Genomic DNA, 16,328 nt, shown 5'->3' with positions numbered 1-16,328 from the left:
TTTCTCCCCGTTGGGTCAGGGCGCTGGAAGCGGACCTAGCTGGCGGCATCATTTAACCGGCGCCCGGCTGACAGCTTGGGGCCCTTGGCGATAGCGCCGGGATGCTGCGCCCAGCCGCTTCGCCGGCCCTTCCCCAACACCCTGATCCAAAAGCGAGATCCCCATGAAAGTCCGTGTTCTCTTCGTGGCCTCCACGGAGCGATATCTGCTCTCTGGCGAGGTCTATGACCTCCCCGAGGCCGACGCCGCCCAGCTGATCGCCAGCGGCGACGGGGAGGGGGTCGATCGGAAGGTTCCGGCGCTGGCCGATCCACGCCCGGCCCCTGCCACGCACCCTGCTGAAGAGGCCGTCACCTGATGTGGCAGCGCCTGACCTGCAGCCAGCCCGGGGCCGCGGCCCTGGACCTGGCCACGGTCAAGGCGAACCTGCGCGTCGACGAAGCCACCGAGGACGCGACCATCACCGCCCTGATGGCCGCGGCCCAGCGGATGGTCGAGGGCCCCACCGGCTGCGGTCTGGCGCTGAAGACCTCCACCTGGGTTCTCAGTCTCGACAGCTGGCCGGCGCAGATCGACCTTGAGTTCGGGCCCGTCGCCTCGATCACCAGCCTGACCTACCTGGACGCGGGCGGCGCACGCCAGACCGTGGCCGGGTCCGACTACCTGGTCGATCTCACCTGCCGCCCGGCTCGCATCGTTCCGGCCTGGGGCAAGAGCTGGCCCGCCACCCGCGAACAACCGGGCTCGGTGCTGATCACCTATGTCGCCGGCGCCGCAACCGTCCCCGCCGACCTGACCGCGGCGATGACCCTGCTGGTCGCCCACTGGTTCGCCAACCGCGAGGCGGTGGCCGACTCTGGCCTGGCCCCGCTGCCGATCGGAGTCGAGGCCCTGTTGGGCCCGCACCGCCGTCACGCGCTCTGATCGCTTTTGCCTGGGCCGTGGTCGTCGGCCCTTCGGGACCTCCCGACCCGACACGGCCTGACCCCCACATACACAAGGACCCCATCTCATGGTCGACTTCACCATCGTCGCTGCCAACGTCGTGCCTGGCACAGGCGCCATCCTCAACCAGGGGACCGCCGGCGAAGCGATCACCGCCGGCCAGCCGGTGGCCCTGGACCCGACCACCAGCAAATACGTCAAGGCCGACAACGATAACGCCACCGTGGCGCTGCGCCGGCCCGCAGGCATCTGCGTCGTGGGCGCCAACACCAATGGCCCGCTGATTTTCCAGAGCGCCGGGGAGATCGCACTCGGAACCACCCTGACGCCCGGCGTGCCGGTGTTCGTCTCGGCGACAGCCGGCGGCATCTGCCCGCAGGCGGACCTCACCACAGGCAAGACGGTGCAGATGCTGGGCCTCTGCAAGACCGCCGCGATCCTGTCGATGGACATCAACCCGCTCGGCATCACGATCTAATCTGATGCGCGCAGGCGACCGCAACCGCCGCATCGTGCTGCGGCGCGCGGCGAACGCCACCGACGACTATGGCGGGCGCGTCACCGTCTGGACGACGCTCGCCACAGTCTGGGCGCAGCATCTGCCGCTCAGCGACGGCGAGCGCCTGCGGGCCACCCAGATGGGCGCCAGCGCCACCGACCGGTTCCGCATCCTCAAAGGCGGCGCCTGGGCCGACCTCAATGCCCAGGACCAGCTGACCTTCGCCGGGCGCACCTACGCCATCGATGGGGTCAAGCCGATCGAGAACGGGGTCGGTCTGGAGATCACCGCGACGGCGAGGTCGGACGGATGAAGACCACCGTGCGCCTCGAAGGCCTGAAGGAACTGGACGGGGCGCTCGAAGCCCTGATCGCCTCGACGTCTGCCCGCACCGCCAAGACCGCACTGAAGAAGGCGCTGATCGACGCGGGCGAACCCATGGCGGCCCGCGCTCGGCAACTGGTCCCCGCGCGGACCGGCCGGCTGCGCGCCAGTATCGTGATTTCGGCGAGCCTGAAAAACAGCGCCGGCAAGGCCGCTTACGCCGCGGCCAAGCGGTCTGGGGCCAGCTCCAGCGACGCGGTCTCCGCCATGCGCGCCGCCCAGCGCGCGGCAAAGGGTGAAGCCGCCAGCGTCGAAGTCTATGTCGGCCCAAGCGGCAGACCGGCAAGCCGGGCGCACTGGGTCGAGTTCGGAACCAAACCGCATGTCATCCGGCCGAAGAGCGGGGGCGGGTTGCTCTCGATCTGGGCGGGTCGGCCAGGGGCCATCGTCGCCCGCGTCGCTGAGGTCAATCACCCGGGCCAGAAGCCTCGGGCCTTCATGCGTCCGGCATTCGACACCACGGCGGCGCAGGTGCTGGGCGCCATCGCCGGGGCGATGCGCATCCGGCTGGCCGAGGCCGCGGCCCGCGCCGCCAAGCGCTCGGCCAAAGCCGCCGCGAAGCGTCTGGCCTGATGGAAAAGGCGCTCCGGGCCGCACTGCTGGCCAACGTCGGCGTGGCCGCGATCATCAACGTGCCCGAAGCCATCGCTTGGGGGCGGCTGCCCCAGGGCCAGGACCTGCCCTACATCGCGCTCAACCGCCTGGACGGCGGCTACAGCTACACCCAGGCCGGGCGCGTCGCGACCATCACGCCCCTGGTCCAGATCGACTGCTGGGCGGCGTCCTATGACGGCGCGACCCGGCTGGCCGCTGCCGTCAAGGCCGCCATCGACACCCTGACCGCCGCACCCTGGCAAGGCGTGTTTCTGATCGACGAGCGCGCCGACGACGAGGCCGGCGACGGCCCCGACGCCGCTGGCTCAACCGACTTCTACCGCACGTCCCTGGACGTCCGGGTGACCTGGTCGCCCACCGTTTGAACCCCCAGAAGGAGCCCCAATGGCCGCCTCTCTCGCCAAAATCGCCTATGGCGCAAAGCTCGAAGTCGAGACCGCGCCGGGCTCGGCCGTCTTCACCGAGATCCTCGAAATCAAGAGCGTCAACAAGCCTGACGCCTCGATCGACGACGTCGAGGTAACCCATATGTCCAGCCCTGGCCTGGCCAAGGAATATCTGCCGGGCATGACCGACTTCGGCGATATCAGCTTCGACATCAACTGGGTGCCCGGCGGCGGCACCGACCAGTTCATCGAGGCCTGGCGCGCCTCGGGTCTGGTCCGCGCCACGCGCCTGACATATCCGGGCAACGTCAAGGACACCTTCCCGGCCTATGTGAAGGGATATTCGGCCGGGGCCAGTTCGCCGGGTGACGCGCTCACCGGCCAGCTGACCCTCAAGGTCGCCGGCCTGCCGGTCCGGAGCTAAGCCGATGCTGGCCAATCCCATCAAGGGCCAGACGCCCGTAAAAACCGCCGCCGGCGACCTGGTGTTCGTGCTGACCTTTCCGGCCCAGAAGGTCTGCGAGGTCCGCTTCAACCGCCGCTTCCTGGATATCGCCGAGGATTTGGACGAGCTGCTGCTCACCGACATCGGCTTCATCTTCTGGGCCGGCCTGCAGCACTTCCAGCCGCACCTGAGCGAGACCGACACCGACGCGGTCGTTACCGAGATCGGCGTGCTGGCCATGTACAAGGTGATCGGTGATGGCGTGCGCGCCGCCTTCGATCAGGGCGAGGTCGCTCGCGACGTGGCGGTGAGCACCACTGCCTCCCCTCGGAAGGCTCGGGGCAAGCCTACACCATAGAGGCCTGCTTCGAGCTTTGGTGCGAACTGGGCCTGGGCCAACCTGATGAGTTCTGGAACCAGACGCCCGGCACGTTCGGGCGGATGTTGAAGGCCAGGCTCCGGGCCGCAAAGCGCGAGCAGCGCGACCGGGTGATCCTGGCTTGGCAGATCGGCGCCTTCGTCGGCATGTCGAAGATGACACCGCTGGCCAAGGTGCTGGAGCGCCTCGACCCGCCCGAGCCCGAAGGCCTGCTGCCAACCACCGAGATCATGCGCCGGATGGACCTGTGGCGCGCCGCCTACGCCAGAGACCAGACCTAAGAGTTTTAGGAGCCCGCCATGCCGCAAAGCGTGATCGGAAACCTGCGCGCGATCCTGGGCATCGAGACCGGTCAGTTCGAAAGCGGGCTGAAGTCGGCGCAGGGCAAGCTGGGCGGGTTCGGCAAGGGCGCGGCGCTGTCGCTGGCCGGGGTGGCGGTGGCCGCTGCAGCTGCGACCACGGCGATCAGCGTGGCGGTCAGGGGCCAGCTCAACGCGCTCGATGAAATGGGCAAGATGGCCCAGAAGGTCGGCGTCGGCGTCGCGGCCCTGTCGCAACTGCAGTACGCCGCCGAACTCTCGGACCTGTCGCTGGAGCAGCTAGGCGGTGGCCTAAAGAAGCTAGGCGTCAACATGGCCGGCGTCGCCTCAGGCGGCGCGCAACCGGCCGCGGCGGCCTTCAGGGCGCTTGGCATCGACGTCACCGACGCCAACGGCCAACTTCGCAGCACCGACGCGGTATTCACCGATGTGGCCGGGGCCTTCGGCAATATGGCCGACGGCGCGGGCAAGACGGCGCTGGCCGTGCAGATCTTCGGCAAGTCAGGCTCCGACCTGATCCCGCTACTGAACTCCGGCGCCAAAGGTCTCGCTGAAATGCGCGCCGAGGCTGACGCGCTGGGCCTCACCATCGATGAGACCGCAGCCCGCGCCGCCGAAGGCTTCAACGATAATCTGACCCGGCTGGGCAAGGTCACGACCGGTATCACCCGCCAGCTCGCTGCCGGCCTTGCGCCCACCCTTGAGGTGGTCTCCGCTAGCCTGGTGTCGGCCGCCAAGGACGGCGACTTCATGGGCGCGGTCGTGGCCACGCTCGACATCGCTATCCGCGGCCTGGTCTCCACCGGCGTGATCCTGGGGGCGGTGTTCAAGGCTGTGTTCGACACCATCAAGGGTGTCGTCGCGGCGACAAAGCTGGTGGTGGCCGGGGACTTCTCCAGCGCGTGGAAGATCCTCAACACCGAGGTTCTGGATATCGACGCCCTGGCCGCCCGGGTGGGCCAGGTCTGGGCCAAGACCGCCACCCGGGTCGCGGCCACCGGCAAGCGCGACAGCGCCGCGATCGTGGCCCCCATCTCCGAGAGTGCGGCCGCAGCAAAGAAGGCCGTCAAGGTCATCGAGACGGAGGCGCAAAAGGCCGTCAAGGCGGCGCTCGACCTGGTGGCGGCAGAGGACAAGGCCTTCGGCGAGCGGGGCATGACCAGCGACCAGATCCGCTCGAAGGAACTGCTGGCGGCGGCCTCAACGCTGGTGGCCGCAGGCTTCCTCAGTGAGGCCGCCCATGCCGCACGACTCGTCGATGAACTGCGCGACCTTGAGGGCAATCAACGCAAGATCATCGACCTCAACCCGACGCTCACCAACGGCATGGCCGACCTGGCGGCCGAGCTTGAGAAGCTTAAAGACACCCGCACGCCGCTGGAGCAGATCGCTGATGCCTTCTACGGCATCACCGACGCGCTCTCCGGTGCCGCGCGTGCGTTCAAGGCCGGCGACTTCGTCGGCGTGATCGCGGGTGCCGGCCAGGCGCTGAAGGGCATCAAGGCCGCGTTCGCAGCGGGCGCGACGGCTGCGACGAAATTCGGCGCGGTGGCCGGTGTCGCCCAGGCGGCCGGTCAGCTGATCGGCGGCACGGGCGGGGCGGCGCTGAGCGGGGCGGCTTCAGGCGCTGCCGCCGGCATGGCCTTTGGACCGGTCGGCGCTGTCGTGGGCGGCCTGATCGGCGGGATCACCGGTTTCTTTGGTGCGTCCAAGGCCAAGAAGCAGGCCAAGCAACAGGCCGCCGAGCAGGCCCGACTGGAGGCGCAGAGAAAGGCTGCCGAGGAAGCTTCGACCAGGCGCGAGCTGGAGATCCAGGTGATCGAGGCCTCGGGTGACGCGCTGGCCGCCCAGGCGGAGCGCGAGAAGGATCTGCTGGCGGCGCTGTCGCCAGCCAATGCCGAGCTGCAGAAGCAGGTCTGGGTCCAGACCAAGGCCGCCGACATGGCGCGCCAACGCCGCGCGCTTGAGGAACAGCTGCTGGAGGCGACCGGGCAGTCGGCGCAGGCCTTAGTGATGATCCGCGAGGATGGCCTGAAGGCCCTGCCGCCAGAGCTGCGCGCCCTGCAGCAATCCATCTACGACGTGGTCGATGCCTCCCAGGCCGCCGAGGCCGCGCAGGCGAAGTACGAGGCCGCGCTCGCGGTCGCCGAGGGCCGACGCGACGACGCGCGCGATGTGTTGACGCAGGCCTATGATCGCGAGGCCAGGGCGATCGAGGGCGTCCGCGACCGGTTCGCCGATCTCGCCGAGGCCCTGGCCGATTTCGGCCGCGAACTGGCCTCCGGCGTCCTGACCGATCTCAACCCCGGCCAGCAACTGGCCGCTGCACGCGCCGCCTTCGACGCCCTGGTGGGCAAAACCGACGAGGCCAGTCTGGCGGCTTTGCCGGCCGCCGGTCGCGCCCTGCTCGAGGCCAGTCGCGCCGCAGCTCCTAACGCCGCCGTGGCCGCCCGTGATCTGGCCGGCGTGCGGGCTGCCGTGCAGGCCGCCGAGGTCGCAGCGCGGGGCCAGGTCGGGGTCGCCCAGCAGCAGCTCACCGCCCTGCAAGAGCAGGTGGCCGGCTACCTGACCCTCAACGCCTCGGTGCTCTCGGTGCGCGACGCCATTGCTGATCTGGCCAAGGCCATGGCCGCCGTGGCTAAGGCTGCCAATGACAATGCCCAGGCTGCCAAGGGTCAGACGTTTGATCCCGCCTCTACGGCTGCGGCCGTCGCAGCCGCGGCCGCGACCTCCAGCGCAGGCGTGCCGACGCCCGCATTTGACCTGGCCCCGGACATTGCAGCAGCACTGGCGCCCTACCTTACCCAGATGGTGATCAACACCGGGGCCACGGCGCGCACCCTCGATGACGTCACCCGAGGCGGCAACGCCTTCCAGACCATCGCGGCCTAGATGAAGATCGTCCGGCCCGTCACCATCACCGACGCCGTCCTCACCAGTTCCAGCGTCACCGAGCCTGAGACCCTTTGGAGCGGTGCTACCACCTATGGCCTGAGCGCGGCGGTCTACCGGGTGATCGACAACGTCCACCAGCGGTTCGTCTCGCTGCAGGCCGGCAACCTGAACAAGATCCCCGAGGCACTCACCAGTTCGACATGGTGGCAAGCCACTGGCGCGACCAACCGCTGGGCCTGCTTTGATGAGACGGTAGGATCGCTGACGACGCGGGCCAGTTCCATCGCCATGACCCTTGCCCTCCCGGGCACCGAACGCGCCGACACCCTCTATCTGGCTGGCCTGGCCGCCGCGACCTGTCGGGTGCAGGTGAGCGATCCCCTGGCTGGCGCGGTGTTTGATCGCACCGTCAGCCTCACCGATCCGGGCGGGGTGACCGACTGGTACGCCTATTTCCTCGAGCCCGTCCGCCGTGACACCGAGCTGGTGATCACCGACCTGCCGCCGGGAGCAGGCTCCACCCTGACCCTGACGCTGACCGATACCGGCGCCACCGTGGCGCTCGGTGTGGTCGTGGCGGGGTTCTCGCAGGATATCGGGGGTACGCGTTGGGGCGCGCAGCTGGGTATCCGCGACTATTCGGTCAAGGCCGATGACGCCTTCGGCAACCAGTACGTCCTGGAGCGCGCGTTCCGAAAAAAGGCCAGCTTCGCGGTCGTAATCGACAACCGGCTGCTCGACAGCGTGATCGCCACCCTCACCGAGGGCCGGGCGTCCCTGCGGCTCTACATCGGCTCAGGCGCCTACGCCTCGACCGTCGTTCTGGGGTTCTTCAAGGACTTCAACGTCGAGATGTCGCAGCCGCCCAACAGGTCCCTCTGCTCCCTCGAGCTTGAAAGTATCGCCTGATGGCCATCACCCCCAATCCCACCGTCACACCCCTGCCGACGGCCCCGCAGCGCCTGACCGACGCGCCAGCGGTGTTCGTGCCCAAGGCCGACGCCATGATGGCGGCGCTGCCCGCCTTCTCGACCCAGATCTCGGCGGTGGGCGCGGCGGCTCAGGCCAACGGCGCAGCGGCCGAGATAGCAGCGACCTCAGCCGAGGCTGCAAGGGTATCGGCCGAGTCCGCTGCGGTCGTGGCCATCGGGACATCTACCCTTGTGTCGACCTGCGCAACTTCGGTGACCTTGAGCGTGGGTGCGAAATCCCTGACCGGCCTGCAGTCTGGCCGGACCTTCGCAAACGGCCAGCGGGCCACGCTGATCCGCGCCAGCGACCCCACCAGTCAGGGCTCTGGCCTGATCTCCGGCTTCTCAGGTGGCACGACGCTGACGCTCACGCTCGACACCGTTTTTGGAGCGATTGGTCCGTTCACGGACTGGCTGCTGGTGCTGTCGGTGTTCGCGCCGTCACCGGCCCCCACGACCTCTGAATTCAACAGCGCCAGGAACTTCGCCCTTAACGCCGCAGTCATTTTCTAAGGAACCCTGCCGATGCCTCTCGACACCAATGCCGCCGGCATCCAGGTCAACAGCCTGGTCACGCCCCAGACACCTCTGGCGCTCACCGCCGTCGTCACCACCGCCAACACCAACTACACCGACACCCCCACCAACGCCGTCCAGTTCCTTCAGTCAGACGCAGCGACAGGCATCCCGGCCCGCGGCGCTCGCCTGACGAAGGTGACGGCGCTCGCGCGCGCCACCACGACCGCCACCGAGCTGCAACTGTTCGTGGGCAATGCCGCCGGCACCGTGAAGCGTTTCATCAAGTCGGCCCTCATGCCGGCCTACACTGTGGCCCAGACCACCAAGCAGACCGAGGCCGACTTTGGGTTCAGCGACGCGAGCCCCCTGATCCTGGCGGCTGGCGAGCAGCTCTGGCTGGCGACCGGCGTCACCAACACCGGCATCGTCGGCCGCGCCGAAGGCGGGGCCTACTAGGTCATGGCCGACTTCAACGGCTTCCAGCCCTCTGCCCTGAAGTTCGCAGCCACGGCCAGAGGGGCAGGGCTGGTCGGCTTTGCGCGCCAGGGCCTGGACCAGCGCAAGAAGCCTTCCCGCACATTCGCCCTCGATGTGGCCATCAACGGCAAGCTGTTCTGGGACCTGGACAAAGACGGACCCCTGAACATCAACGCCGCAGGCGTGGTGGTCGTAACCCCGTTGGGGGCGTTCGTGACGCGCGCCAAGCTGTGGGGCACGGGTGGGCAAGATCGCAATGGCGCCAACCCCGGGGCAGGGGGCTTTGCGGGGGGCTCTTTTCAACTCCCCATCAACGTCGCCTACAATCTGCTCGTCGACCAGGGAGGCGGCGGCGCGGCCCAGTACGGCGGGCGAGGCGGAGGCTATAGCGGCATTCGCCGCGTGTCGGACGGCAAGAGCGTCCTCATCGCTGGCGGCGGCGGATCTGACGGCTACGGGGCCAGCCCCGCCACCAGCGGCGCGGGCGGGGGCTCCGTGGGCCAGAACGGAACGGCCGATACCAGCGGCAATGATCGTGGCTATGGCGGCTCGCAATCGGCGGGCGGCAGCGGCGGTGGCGCCGGCGGTGGCCTATACGCAGCGTCTGGTAGTTGGGGGTCGGCCTATCAAGGGGGAGGCGGCGGCTATTCCGGGGGTGCCGGCGGCGGTGGCTACTTCGGTGGCGGCGGCGGTGCGGGCTCGGACTATGCAGGCGCATCGGGTGGCGGCGGCTCGGGGTATTTCGACCCAGCCCTCGTGCTCGATGGGCAGCTTATAGGGGGCTCAGGCTCGACGCCGGGCAATGCCACCGACCCAGACCGAAAGACGGCCGGAAACCCCAACCTGGGGCTTGGCCGGGTGCTGCTCTTCTAGGGCCACCTGGCGAGCGCCCCCCCTCCTGGCTTCGTAAGCCTCCTCAATATTTACGGTAGGTTCTGATGATCGTTTATCAGCGCAAAACCCTGGCGGGCACGAACGTCGGACAGCCCGGCCCGCTACCTCCCGAACTGGTCGGCCTTGAAGACGTGAGCCTCGCCGACATGTCGTGGGCTGACCCGGCGCTCGGCTTCAACGGCGAGACGTTCGTGCCGGTGGAAATCCTGGAGCCGCCACCCGGACCGCCACAGCAGATCAGGAAGCTGGACTTCTGGCGGCTGCTGACGGCCGGCGAACGCGTCGCCTTCAACATTGTCTCGCGCAAGGTCCAGGGCCTCACGCTCGCCGACTATCAGGACGCCACGAAAGCACCCCTGATCGCCGCCGAGGTGTTCCTCAACCTCTTTGACGCCACCGACATCATCGACCTGGCCAACCCCGACACGGCCGCAGGCGTCGGCCTGCTGGTGTCTCTGGGTATCCTTACCCAGGCTCGCGGGGCTTGCGTGCTTGCCGGGACGCCGCCGACCTAGCCTGACGGCTGTTCCGCACCAACGCACGTCCAGACATTCGCAACGGTCGCCGTCGTCGGCCGACACGAACCTCCAATCCATCAAAGGAGCCGTGCCCATGGACGAGCCCGAATACGACGCCACCATGTTCAAGGCCGAGCTCGCCGCGGTCCGCTCTGAGCTCAATGCCCTGCGCACCGATGTGAAGGATCTGGTGGCCGCCTGGAAGACAGCCTCGGGCTTGGTCAAGTTCGTCAAGTGGCTCTCGACCCTCGTGGCAGCGGTCACGCTGATCTACGCGGCGATCAAGGGCCTCGCGCCCCGCTAACCTCCCGGAGACATCGATGACACTGCTTCCTCCAGCCTATCGCTGGCTCGACGAGGTGCGCCCGCTGCCCAGGATGGTGGAGGCCGCCCGCCGGCTCTACGGCACGATCGAGACGCCGGGCCCTGCTGACAACCTACTCATTCTGGACTGGGCCAGGGAGGCCGGGCTCTCGAAGGGCTATTCATCCGACGCCGTGCCCTGGTGCGGGCTGTTCATGGCGCTGGTCGCCAGGCGCGCCGGCAAAGCAGCGCCCGCCAAGCCGCTCTGGGCGCGAAGCTGGAGCCGGTTTGGCGTAGCCGCGCCGCAAGCTTCGCTGGGCGATGTGCTGGTGTTTGCGCGGGCTAAGGGCGGCGGACATGTCGGTCTCTATGTCGGCGAAGACGATGGCGCCTTTCATGTGCTGGGCGGCAACCAGTCCGATGCGGTCAGCATCACCCGGATCGCGAAGACCCGCTGCATCGCGATCCGCCGGCCGATCTACCGGGTCCAGCCGGCCAGCGTCGTCCCCGTTCAGCTGGCGGCCTCCGGCGGGATCTCGGCCAACGAGGCCTGACCACACCCTTCATCAACTGCCCCAACCGCCCGCGCTTTTGCGGGCATCTTTTATGGAGAAGCGACATGGACGATCTCAAACCCTGGTGGACATCCAAGGCTATCTGGACCGGCCTGATCGGCAGCGCCTGGGGCGTGGCGGGTGCGCTTGGCCTGCTGCCTGAGGGCCTCAGCCAGGCCGACGTGCTGACTGTGGTTCTGGCGATCACGGGTATTGGCGGGGTGGTGTTTCGCAAGACCGCCAAGGCGCGGATTGGGTAGCATGGCGGCGGCGGGAAGCACGGTGTTTAGGAAGACGTCGCCGCGCCGCCTCACCGGCTCACCCCAACAAGCTCCATCAGCTTCCCGTAGTCCGTAACGACATCATACCGGACCGGGTCGGCGGACACGCGCTTGCCGATTTCATCGAAGAACTTGCGCGCGCAGGCGATCTTGGTGCTTTCGATCTCGCGCAGTTTCAGGGACGACATTGTCCCCTTGGTTTCGGCCACGAAATAGATGTGCTTGACGCTTCCGACCTTGAACGAGATCGCCCAGTCCGGGTTGTAATCGCCGACAGGCGTCGGGATCAGGAACCCGCGCGGGAGCTTCGCGTAGACGACGACCTCATCGCTCGTATCGAGCTCCGCCACGAACCGCCGCTCGATATCCGAATCCGTGACGACGTAATCGTAGACATGGTTCTTCAGCTTCGAGCCGACCTTGGAGAAGTCCTGCCCTGACTGGTTGGCCGTGAAAATGTCGACGTCATAGCGGTCCTCGACGCCGTCATATGCGAGGCGCTCGATGACCATCGTGGCCTTCTGCTCGGAGATGATCCTGGAAGCCTCGGCAATGAAGTGCTCGGGGTTCTGGCGAAACTGAGCAAAGACGCTCGGCACCATACCGGTCAGGATTTCCGCAACAGTCTGGCGGGTGAGGTGGGCGTTTTCGGCGACCTTGCCCAGCAGGTCGTACTTTACCTGCGAATAGACCGATCCACCGCTCTCGGTGGTCGTATTGGTGACCTTGAAGCCGTCGCCGGCCTTAAGCTGATCGTCCGTGATCTCGTCGCTCTGAATTCCGGTTTGGACGGTGTATTGCAGCGGCGTGACCCGGAGCTGGCTATCGAGCGCACCGACGCATTTGCGAACGAGCTCGTCGGAATCAAACTCGACCCGATAGACGGCCTTGCGGTTGATCCGGCCCCATAGCTCCTGGAATTCCTTCTTGTCGAAGTTGGCGTTCAGCGGGTTGGTCTTCGGTTTCCGGCCGTCTTCAACCTTCGGCAATTGGGCGTCGCTGAACACGCTGTCGATCAGCTGGAAGACCTGATCGGCGTAGGGCTTTAGATCGTCCGGAAGCGCCGCCAGCGTGCCTGCGGTCTTGGCTTTGTGGTAGCCGGCCGCAATCTGGTCAGTGTCATCGGTGTAATCGTTCTTCACTAAGTACCGATAGATCAGCTTGGCCAAGGCCGGGGTGATCTGAACCGGACCATTTTCGGTCGTGACCGTCTTGCCGGAGAAGTAGGCCTCCGTCGCCTTCCTCGGCCGCGACGACAGGGTATCGGCAATCTCGCTCTGGAGCCCCCCGACGAAGTCCTTGTAGCTCTCGCTGGCCACCACGGTCAGGACGTTGATGTCGTGGACGACCGCCGGATTATCCATCCGATCGCCATCCTGGTTGACCGACAGGCGAAGCCCGCGACCGACTTCCTGGCGACGCGAGATCATGTTGTCGCTGTGCTTCAGCATGCACATCACGAAGACATTTGGATTGTCCCACCCTTCGCGGAGCGCGGAGTGGGAAAAGATGAACCGGGTCGGCTCAGCGAAGGACAGCAGCCGCTCCTTGTCCTTCAGGATCAGGTCATAGGCATCTGTGTCGTCGGAATCGGCGGACCTCGACCCGACATCAGGGTTCTTCAGCCGGTTGGTCTTCTTGTCGATCGAGAAGTAGCCATTGTGGGTGTTGGCGCCGTCGATGCCGGCCAGGTGCTTGACATAGGCCTCGTTGTCGATCGCCAGCTCCGATAGGAATTCCGCCTTCAGGAGCTCATATTCTTCCTCGAAAACGCGGGCATACTCGCCCCTTTCGTCCGCCTGATCGTAGTCGCGGTACTTGGCCACCTCGTCGATGAAGAACAGGGACAGCACCTTGATGCCTTGAGAGAAAAGCTGCTTTTCCTTGTCGAAATGCGCCTTGATCGTCTCCCGGATCTGGATGCGACGGATATCCCGCTCGGACACGTCACCGGTGGCCTCGCCGGCCGACAGGGTCACGCCATTGGTGAATTCGACGGTGTCGTTGTTGTAGTCGATCTGGGAGATGGTGAAGCCCCGGTACTGATCGAGGTCACCGGACAGCGTGAACAGGTCGTCGCGGAATTCCAGCCGCCGGATCTGGCGCTTAATCTCGCCGGTCTTAAGCTTGACCTCCAGTTCGATGCGCGCGACCGGCGCCTTCTTTGAGATGTCGATACCTTCGAGGTAGAGGTAGGCATTGGTGCCTGCCAGACCGCGTGTCTGGATGCCGCGCACCGCAATCTTCTTCACCAGCTTCTGGTTATAGGCGTCCAAAGCGTCCAGACGGTGAATCCGGTTGTGCTGCGTTATATGGGTCGCCGAATAGCGCATGATCATCAGCGGCTTGAACTTCGGCAGGGACTCCGTCGTGGCCCTGCCTCCCATCCTCTGCGGCTCATCCAGGATCACGATCGGCCGGTTGCTGGCGATCACATCGATGGGCCGCCGAGACTGGAAGTCGTCCAGCTCGTCGTAGATCCGGCGGTTGTCAGCACCCCTGGCGGCGAACGCCTGGATGTTGATGACCATGACGTTGATGCCGGCGTCAGACGAAAAACTTTCCAGCTCGTGCAGGCGCTTTGAATTGTAGATGAAGAAGCGCGCCTTCTTGCCGTAGCTTTCGGTGAAATGTTCCGCGGTGATCTGGAGGGACTTATAGACGCCCTCCCGGATCGCAATGCTCGGGACCATGATGATGAACTTGGACCAGCCATATCGCTTGTTCATCTCGAACATGGTCTTGATGTAGCAATATGTTTTGCCGGTCCCTGTCTCCATCTCCACGTCGAGGTTGAACTTGCACCCCGCGCTGGCGACAAGGCTGTCCGACATGGGCAGGTTCTGGCGGCGCTGGATGTCCTTGATGTTGGCCAGAACCTGAAGCTCGGTCAGCTGGAGATCAGCATTCTTGAAGCCTTCCTCGAAGGCGCTGGTCTGCGCCTTGCGGCCGGGGTCGATCCTGTAAGCGACGCCACCTGTCATCGGCTGCCCGGCAAAGCAGTCGACGACTGCCTCCACAGCATCAGTCTGATAGGGCTGGACCTTGAATTTGAGCTTCATGCCGACCCCCTCAGATCGACTTGATGTCGGTGGCGGGAGAGAGCTGGCGGAAGATCTGTTCGACGTTGATCTTAACGGCGTCCGATACAAAGCCGTTGTCGCGGAAGACCACACGCAGCGGCTCGTGGCCGGCCAGCTCCTTGACCAGCTCCTCTGTTACGCCGCTGTCGAAGCACGCAGCCAGGGCGTTGTTGTCTACGAAGAACACCGTCTTGCCTTGGATCGTCTCGCGGCGGATGGGCAGCGTCAGATCGACGCCCCAATCCCCCAGCACTTGGAAGAGCAGGTCCTCAGGGGTGCGGTCTGGCTTGATGTTGTCGATCGCAGTGAGCAAATCGACCTGGCTAACTTCGTCGGGACGGTAAAAGACGTCCTGCATATTCGACGTGTCGATTTTAAGGACGCGAAAACCAACGTCCTTTTTCCACTCCGGGTGACCCGAGGTCTCTAGTACTTTAGCGCCCGCGCGACGGACGCGTTCCATTGCCAGGTCAGCAATGTTTTCGAAGCCCTCCTTCCTAGCCGCACTAGACGATTCCGTCTCTTCCGGTAATTGCACGAGAATGAATTTTCTATTCGCGCCATCGATAGCGTTCTGCTGAAATACAGCCTGCGCAGTCGTTCCAGAGCCAGAGAAAAAATCCAAAACAATGTCTTCACTACCTGTAGCGAGGACTAATGCTCTCTGAATGAGTCTTGTTGGTTTCGGATTATTGAATAATCCGCCAAGATCGAGGGATTTTAGTTCGTTACTTGCTTCATGGTTATGTCCCACTTCATCGTAGGGCCAAATCGTGACGGGGCTTACGCCGTCCTTGACCTCTGAAAGGAAGCTTTTCCGAGAGGGTGTCTGTGTTCCGTCCGCGCCGAACCAGATTTCCCCGTCCTCGTCCATTCTCTTTAATGCAGCGTCATTAAAGCGGCGAAATGTGCCAGTCGGCGGCGTCCATTCAATTCCGTTTCTGAATGTAAACGAAGTCGCGTTCGTTCCGCTCTTTGCGTGAAGTGGGGTCGCTTTCCAGACTCCCTTTGAATGACCGTCAGGGTTACTATAGGCGGCAAGCTGAGCCTCATTCCTCGGAAGCAAATTTAGCGACATCCCAATCTTTTGTTTCGCATAGCAAAGTATGTGGTCGTGGTTGTCCGAAAACCACCTCGCGTCATTGGCTCTCGTATATTTTTTCTGCCATATTATATTCGCAATAAGATTGTCTGCTCCGAATATTTCGTCGCAACACTTTCGAAGATTGCCAACTTCACCATCATCAATACTGATGAATATCACGCCGTCTGCGCTCATTATATTTCGCGCCAACTTCAATCGCGCATACATCATTGACAGCCAATCCGAATGAAATCGCCCATTGCTGTCTGTATTGGCAACAAGACGGTTTCCAGATTGGTCTTTCTGATTCGACATAATCAGAAATTCTTCGCTTCCCTGCGAAAAATCGTCCTCATATATGAAATCATTCCCAGTATTGTACGGGGGATCAATGAAGATCATTTTCACTTTTCCAAGATATGTTTCCTGAAAAATCTTAAGAGCGTCTAGATTGTCGCCCTGAATGAACAGATTACTGGTCGACTCAAAATTCAGACTATCGTCTCGAGATGGGCGAAATGTTTTCGCAATAGGTGCATTTGCTGTGGCTAATGCCTCCCGCTTTCCCGGCCAATCCAACCGGTATCTTTCCTGCCCGCCCTGTACGAGATGATCGCTCAGTTCCTGTCGAAGCTGATCGAAATCGACCACCAACCGCAGCTTGCCAGTCTCATCCGCCGCCTCCGTGACGCAGCCTGGAAAAAGATCGCGGATCTTCGCGACATTCTCGTCCGTCAGGTTCGGGCTGTGCATCTTGAGCTTGTCCATCGTCGTCA

20 protein-coding genes are annotated in these 16,328 nt (G+C 64.5%); 18 read left to right on the top strand and 2 right to left on the bottom strand.

Annotation, left to right across the window (positions count from 1 at the left end; genetic code table 11):
* The first annotated feature begins 163 nt into the window (after nucleotides 1–163).
* The 18 genes from JKL49_RS20915 (at nucleotide 164) to JKL49_RS20830 (ending at nucleotide 11,364) form a co-directional block, all read left to right on the top strand.
* Nucleotides 164–358, top strand: a complete 195-nt coding sequence (locus tag JKL49_RS20915; protein WP_215343378.1) for a hypothetical protein — start codon at nucleotides 164–166, stop codon at nucleotides 356–358.
* Complete coding sequence (locus JKL49_RS20910; RefSeq protein WP_215343377.1) at nucleotides 358–924, top strand: head-tail connector protein; 567 nt, start codon at nucleotides 358–360, stop codon at nucleotides 922–924. The genes JKL49_RS20915 and JKL49_RS20910 overlap by 1 nt, the downstream gene beginning before the upstream one ends.
* Nucleotides 925–1,012: 88 nt before the next feature.
* A complete protein-coding gene (locus JKL49_RS20905; RefSeq protein WP_215343376.1) occupies nucleotides 1,013–1,423 on the top strand; it encodes a hypothetical protein in 411 nt (136 codons plus the stop codon).
* Between the two features lie 4 nt (nucleotides 1,424–1,427).
* Complete coding sequence (locus JKL49_RS20900) at nucleotides 1,428–1,757, top strand: phage head closure protein (protein ID WP_215343375.1); 330 nt, start codon at nucleotides 1,428–1,430, stop codon at nucleotides 1,755–1,757.
* The gene (locus tag JKL49_RS20895) at nucleotides 1,754–2,401 is read left to right on the top strand and encodes an HK97-gp10 family putative phage morphogenesis protein (protein WP_215343374.1); all 648 of its coding nucleotides are present in this window, start codon (nucleotides 1,754–1,756) and stop codon (nucleotides 2,399–2,401) included. The genes JKL49_RS20900 and JKL49_RS20895 overlap by 4 nt, the downstream gene beginning before the upstream one ends.
* Nucleotides 2,401–2,808, top strand: a complete 408-nt coding sequence (locus tag JKL49_RS20890; RefSeq protein WP_215343373.1) for a DUF3168 domain-containing protein — start codon at nucleotides 2,401–2,403, stop codon at nucleotides 2,806–2,808. The genes JKL49_RS20895 and JKL49_RS20890 overlap by 1 nt, the downstream gene beginning before the upstream one ends.
* 19 nt (nucleotides 2,809–2,827) lie before the next feature.
* Nucleotides 2,828–3,253, top strand: a complete 426-nt coding sequence (locus JKL49_RS20885; RefSeq protein ID WP_215343372.1) for a phage tail tube protein — start codon at nucleotides 2,828–2,830, stop codon at nucleotides 3,251–3,253.
* A 4-nt stretch (nucleotides 3,254–3,257) separates the two neighbouring features.
* Entirely contained in the window at nucleotides 3,258–3,632 is a 375-nt protein-coding gene (locus JKL49_RS20880) for a hypothetical protein (RefSeq protein WP_215343371.1), read from the top strand.
* Nucleotides 3,633–3,718: 86 nt separating this feature from the next.
* The gene (locus JKL49_RS20875) at nucleotides 3,719–3,934 is read left to right on the top strand and encodes a hypothetical protein (RefSeq protein WP_215343370.1); all 216 of its coding nucleotides are present in this window, start codon (nucleotides 3,719–3,721) and stop codon (nucleotides 3,932–3,934) included.
* 18 nt (nucleotides 3,935–3,952) lie between these two features.
* Nucleotides 3,953–6,865: a hypothetical protein gene (locus JKL49_RS20870; RefSeq protein ID WP_215343369.1), complete on the top strand. Its 2,913-nt coding sequence runs from the start codon at nucleotides 3,953–3,955 to the stop codon at nucleotides 6,863–6,865.
* Nucleotides 6,866–7,777 carry a hypothetical protein gene (locus tag JKL49_RS20865; protein WP_215343368.1) on the top strand — a complete coding sequence of 304 codons (912 nt, stop codon included), beginning with the start codon at nucleotides 6,866–6,868 and terminating at the stop codon, nucleotides 7,775–7,777. It begins immediately after the preceding gene.
* Nucleotides 7,777–8,352: a hypothetical protein gene (locus JKL49_RS20860; RefSeq protein ID WP_215343367.1), complete on the top strand. Its 576-nt coding sequence runs from the start codon at nucleotides 7,777–7,779 to the stop codon at nucleotides 8,350–8,352. The genes JKL49_RS20865 and JKL49_RS20860 overlap by 1 nt, the downstream gene beginning before the upstream one ends.
* Before the next feature lie 12 nt (nucleotides 8,353–8,364).
* Nucleotides 8,365–8,814 carry a hypothetical protein gene (locus JKL49_RS20855; RefSeq protein WP_215343366.1) on the top strand — a complete coding sequence of 150 codons (450 nt, stop codon included), beginning with the start codon at nucleotides 8,365–8,367 and terminating at the stop codon, nucleotides 8,812–8,814.
* 3 nt (nucleotides 8,815–8,817) lie between these two features.
* Nucleotides 8,818–9,708 (top strand): hypothetical protein, encoded by an 891-nt coding sequence (locus JKL49_RS20850; protein ID WP_215343365.1) that lies wholly within the window; start codon nucleotides 8,818–8,820, stop codon nucleotides 9,706–9,708.
* Between the two features lie 65 nt (nucleotides 9,709–9,773).
* The gene (locus JKL49_RS20845) at nucleotides 9,774–10,244 is read left to right on the top strand and encodes a hypothetical protein (RefSeq protein WP_215343364.1); all 471 of its coding nucleotides are present in this window, start codon (nucleotides 9,774–9,776) and stop codon (nucleotides 10,242–10,244) included.
* Between the two features lie 97 nt (nucleotides 10,245–10,341).
* Nucleotides 10,342–10,551 (top strand): hypothetical protein, encoded by a 210-nt coding sequence (locus tag JKL49_RS20840; protein WP_215343363.1) that lies wholly within the window; start codon nucleotides 10,342–10,344, stop codon nucleotides 10,549–10,551.
* Between the two features lie 16 nt (nucleotides 10,552–10,567).
* The gene (locus JKL49_RS20835; RefSeq protein ID WP_215343362.1) at nucleotides 10,568–11,104 is read left to right on the top strand and encodes a TIGR02594 family protein; all 537 of its coding nucleotides are present in this window, start codon (nucleotides 10,568–10,570) and stop codon (nucleotides 11,102–11,104) included.
* A 65-nt stretch (nucleotides 11,105–11,169) separates the two neighbouring features.
* Entirely contained in the window at nucleotides 11,170–11,364 is a 195-nt protein-coding gene (locus tag JKL49_RS20830; RefSeq protein ID WP_215343361.1) for a hypothetical protein, read from the top strand.
* 50 nt (nucleotides 11,365–11,414) lie between these two features.
* Here the strand turns inward: JKL49_RS20830 and JKL49_RS20825 are convergent, their stop codons facing one another.
* Nucleotides 11,415–14,447 (bottom strand): type III restriction-modification system endonuclease, encoded by a 3,033-nt coding sequence (locus JKL49_RS20825; RefSeq protein WP_215343360.1) that lies wholly within the window; start codon nucleotides 14,445–14,447, stop codon nucleotides 11,415–11,417.
* Between the two features lie 10 nt (nucleotides 14,448–14,457).
* Nucleotides 14,458–16,320: a site-specific DNA-methyltransferase gene (locus JKL49_RS20820; protein WP_215343359.1), complete on the bottom strand. Its 1,863-nt coding sequence runs from the start codon at nucleotides 16,318–16,320 to the stop codon at nucleotides 14,458–14,460.
* Nucleotides 16,321–16,328 lie beyond the last annotated feature (8 nt).

Source organism: Phenylobacterium glaciei (assembly GCF_016772415.1).
Taxonomy (GTDB): Bacteria; Pseudomonadota; Alphaproteobacteria; order Caulobacterales; family Caulobacteraceae; genus Phenylobacterium; species Phenylobacterium glaciei.
The sequence above is the reverse complement of the archived record's forward strand: the minus strand, read 5'-3'. Positions and strand labels throughout refer to the sequence as shown.

What these genes read in the sequence shown, in the direction of transcription:
- JKL49_RS20890 (WP_215343373.1), top strand. Translation starts at nt 2,401, where the DNA reads ATGGAAAAGGCGCTCCGGGCCGCACTGCTGGCCAACGTCGGCGTGGCC.
- JKL49_RS20885 (WP_215343372.1), top strand. Translation starts at nt 2,828, where the DNA reads ATGGCCGCCTCTCTCGCCAAAATCGCCTATGGCGCAAAGCTCGAAGTC.
- JKL49_RS20905 (WP_215343376.1), top strand. Translation starts at nt 1,013, where the DNA reads ATGGTCGACTTCACCATCGTCGCTGCCAACGTCGTGCCTGGCACAGGC.
- JKL49_RS20900 (WP_215343375.1), top strand. Translation starts at nt 1,428, where the DNA reads ATGCGCGCAGGCGACCGCAACCGCCGCATCGTGCTGCGGCGCGCGGCG.
- JKL49_RS20860 (WP_215343367.1), top strand. Translation starts at nt 7,777, where the DNA reads ATGGCCATCACCCCCAATCCCACCGTCACACCCCTGCCGACGGCCCCG.
- JKL49_RS20825 (WP_215343360.1), bottom strand. Translation starts at nt 14,447, where the DNA reads ATGAAGCTCAAATTCAAGGTCCAGCCCTATCAGACTGATGCTGTGGAG.
- JKL49_RS20850 (WP_215343365.1), top strand. Translation starts at nt 8,818, where the DNA reads ATGGCCGACTTCAACGGCTTCCAGCCCTCTGCCCTGAAGTTCGCAGCC.
- JKL49_RS20835 (WP_215343362.1), top strand. Translation starts at nt 10,568, where the DNA reads ATGACACTGCTTCCTCCAGCCTATCGCTGGCTCGACGAGGTGCGCCCG.
- JKL49_RS20915 (WP_215343378.1), top strand. Translation starts at nt 164, where the DNA reads ATGAAAGTCCGTGTTCTCTTCGTGGCCTCCACGGAGCGATATCTGCTC.
- JKL49_RS20820 (WP_215343359.1), bottom strand. Translation starts at nt 16,320, where the DNA reads ATGGACAAGCTCAAGATGCACAGCCCGAACCTGACGGACGAGAATGTC.
- JKL49_RS20840 (WP_215343363.1), top strand. Translation starts at nt 10,342, where the DNA reads ATGGACGAGCCCGAATACGACGCCACCATGTTCAAGGCCGAGCTCGCC.
- JKL49_RS20910 (WP_215343377.1), top strand. Translation starts at nt 358, where the DNA reads ATGTGGCAGCGCCTGACCTGCAGCCAGCCCGGGGCCGCGGCCCTGGAC.
- JKL49_RS20895 (WP_215343374.1), top strand. Translation starts at nt 1,754, where the DNA reads ATGAAGACCACCGTGCGCCTCGAAGGCCTGAAGGAACTGGACGGGGCG.
- JKL49_RS20830 (WP_215343361.1), top strand. Translation starts at nt 11,170, where the DNA reads ATGGACGATCTCAAACCCTGGTGGACATCCAAGGCTATCTGGACCGGC.
- JKL49_RS20880 (WP_215343371.1), top strand. Translation starts at nt 3,258, where the DNA reads ATGCTGGCCAATCCCATCAAGGGCCAGACGCCCGTAAAAACCGCCGCC.
- JKL49_RS20870 (WP_215343369.1), top strand. Translation starts at nt 3,953, where the DNA reads ATGCCGCAAAGCGTGATCGGAAACCTGCGCGCGATCCTGGGCATCGAG.
- JKL49_RS20865 (WP_215343368.1), top strand. Translation starts at nt 6,866, where the DNA reads ATGAAGATCGTCCGGCCCGTCACCATCACCGACGCCGTCCTCACCAGT.
- JKL49_RS20845 (WP_215343364.1), top strand. Translation starts at nt 9,774, where the DNA reads ATGATCGTTTATCAGCGCAAAACCCTGGCGGGCACGAACGTCGGACAG.
- JKL49_RS20855 (WP_215343366.1), top strand. Translation starts at nt 8,365, where the DNA reads ATGCCTCTCGACACCAATGCCGCCGGCATCCAGGTCAACAGCCTGGTC.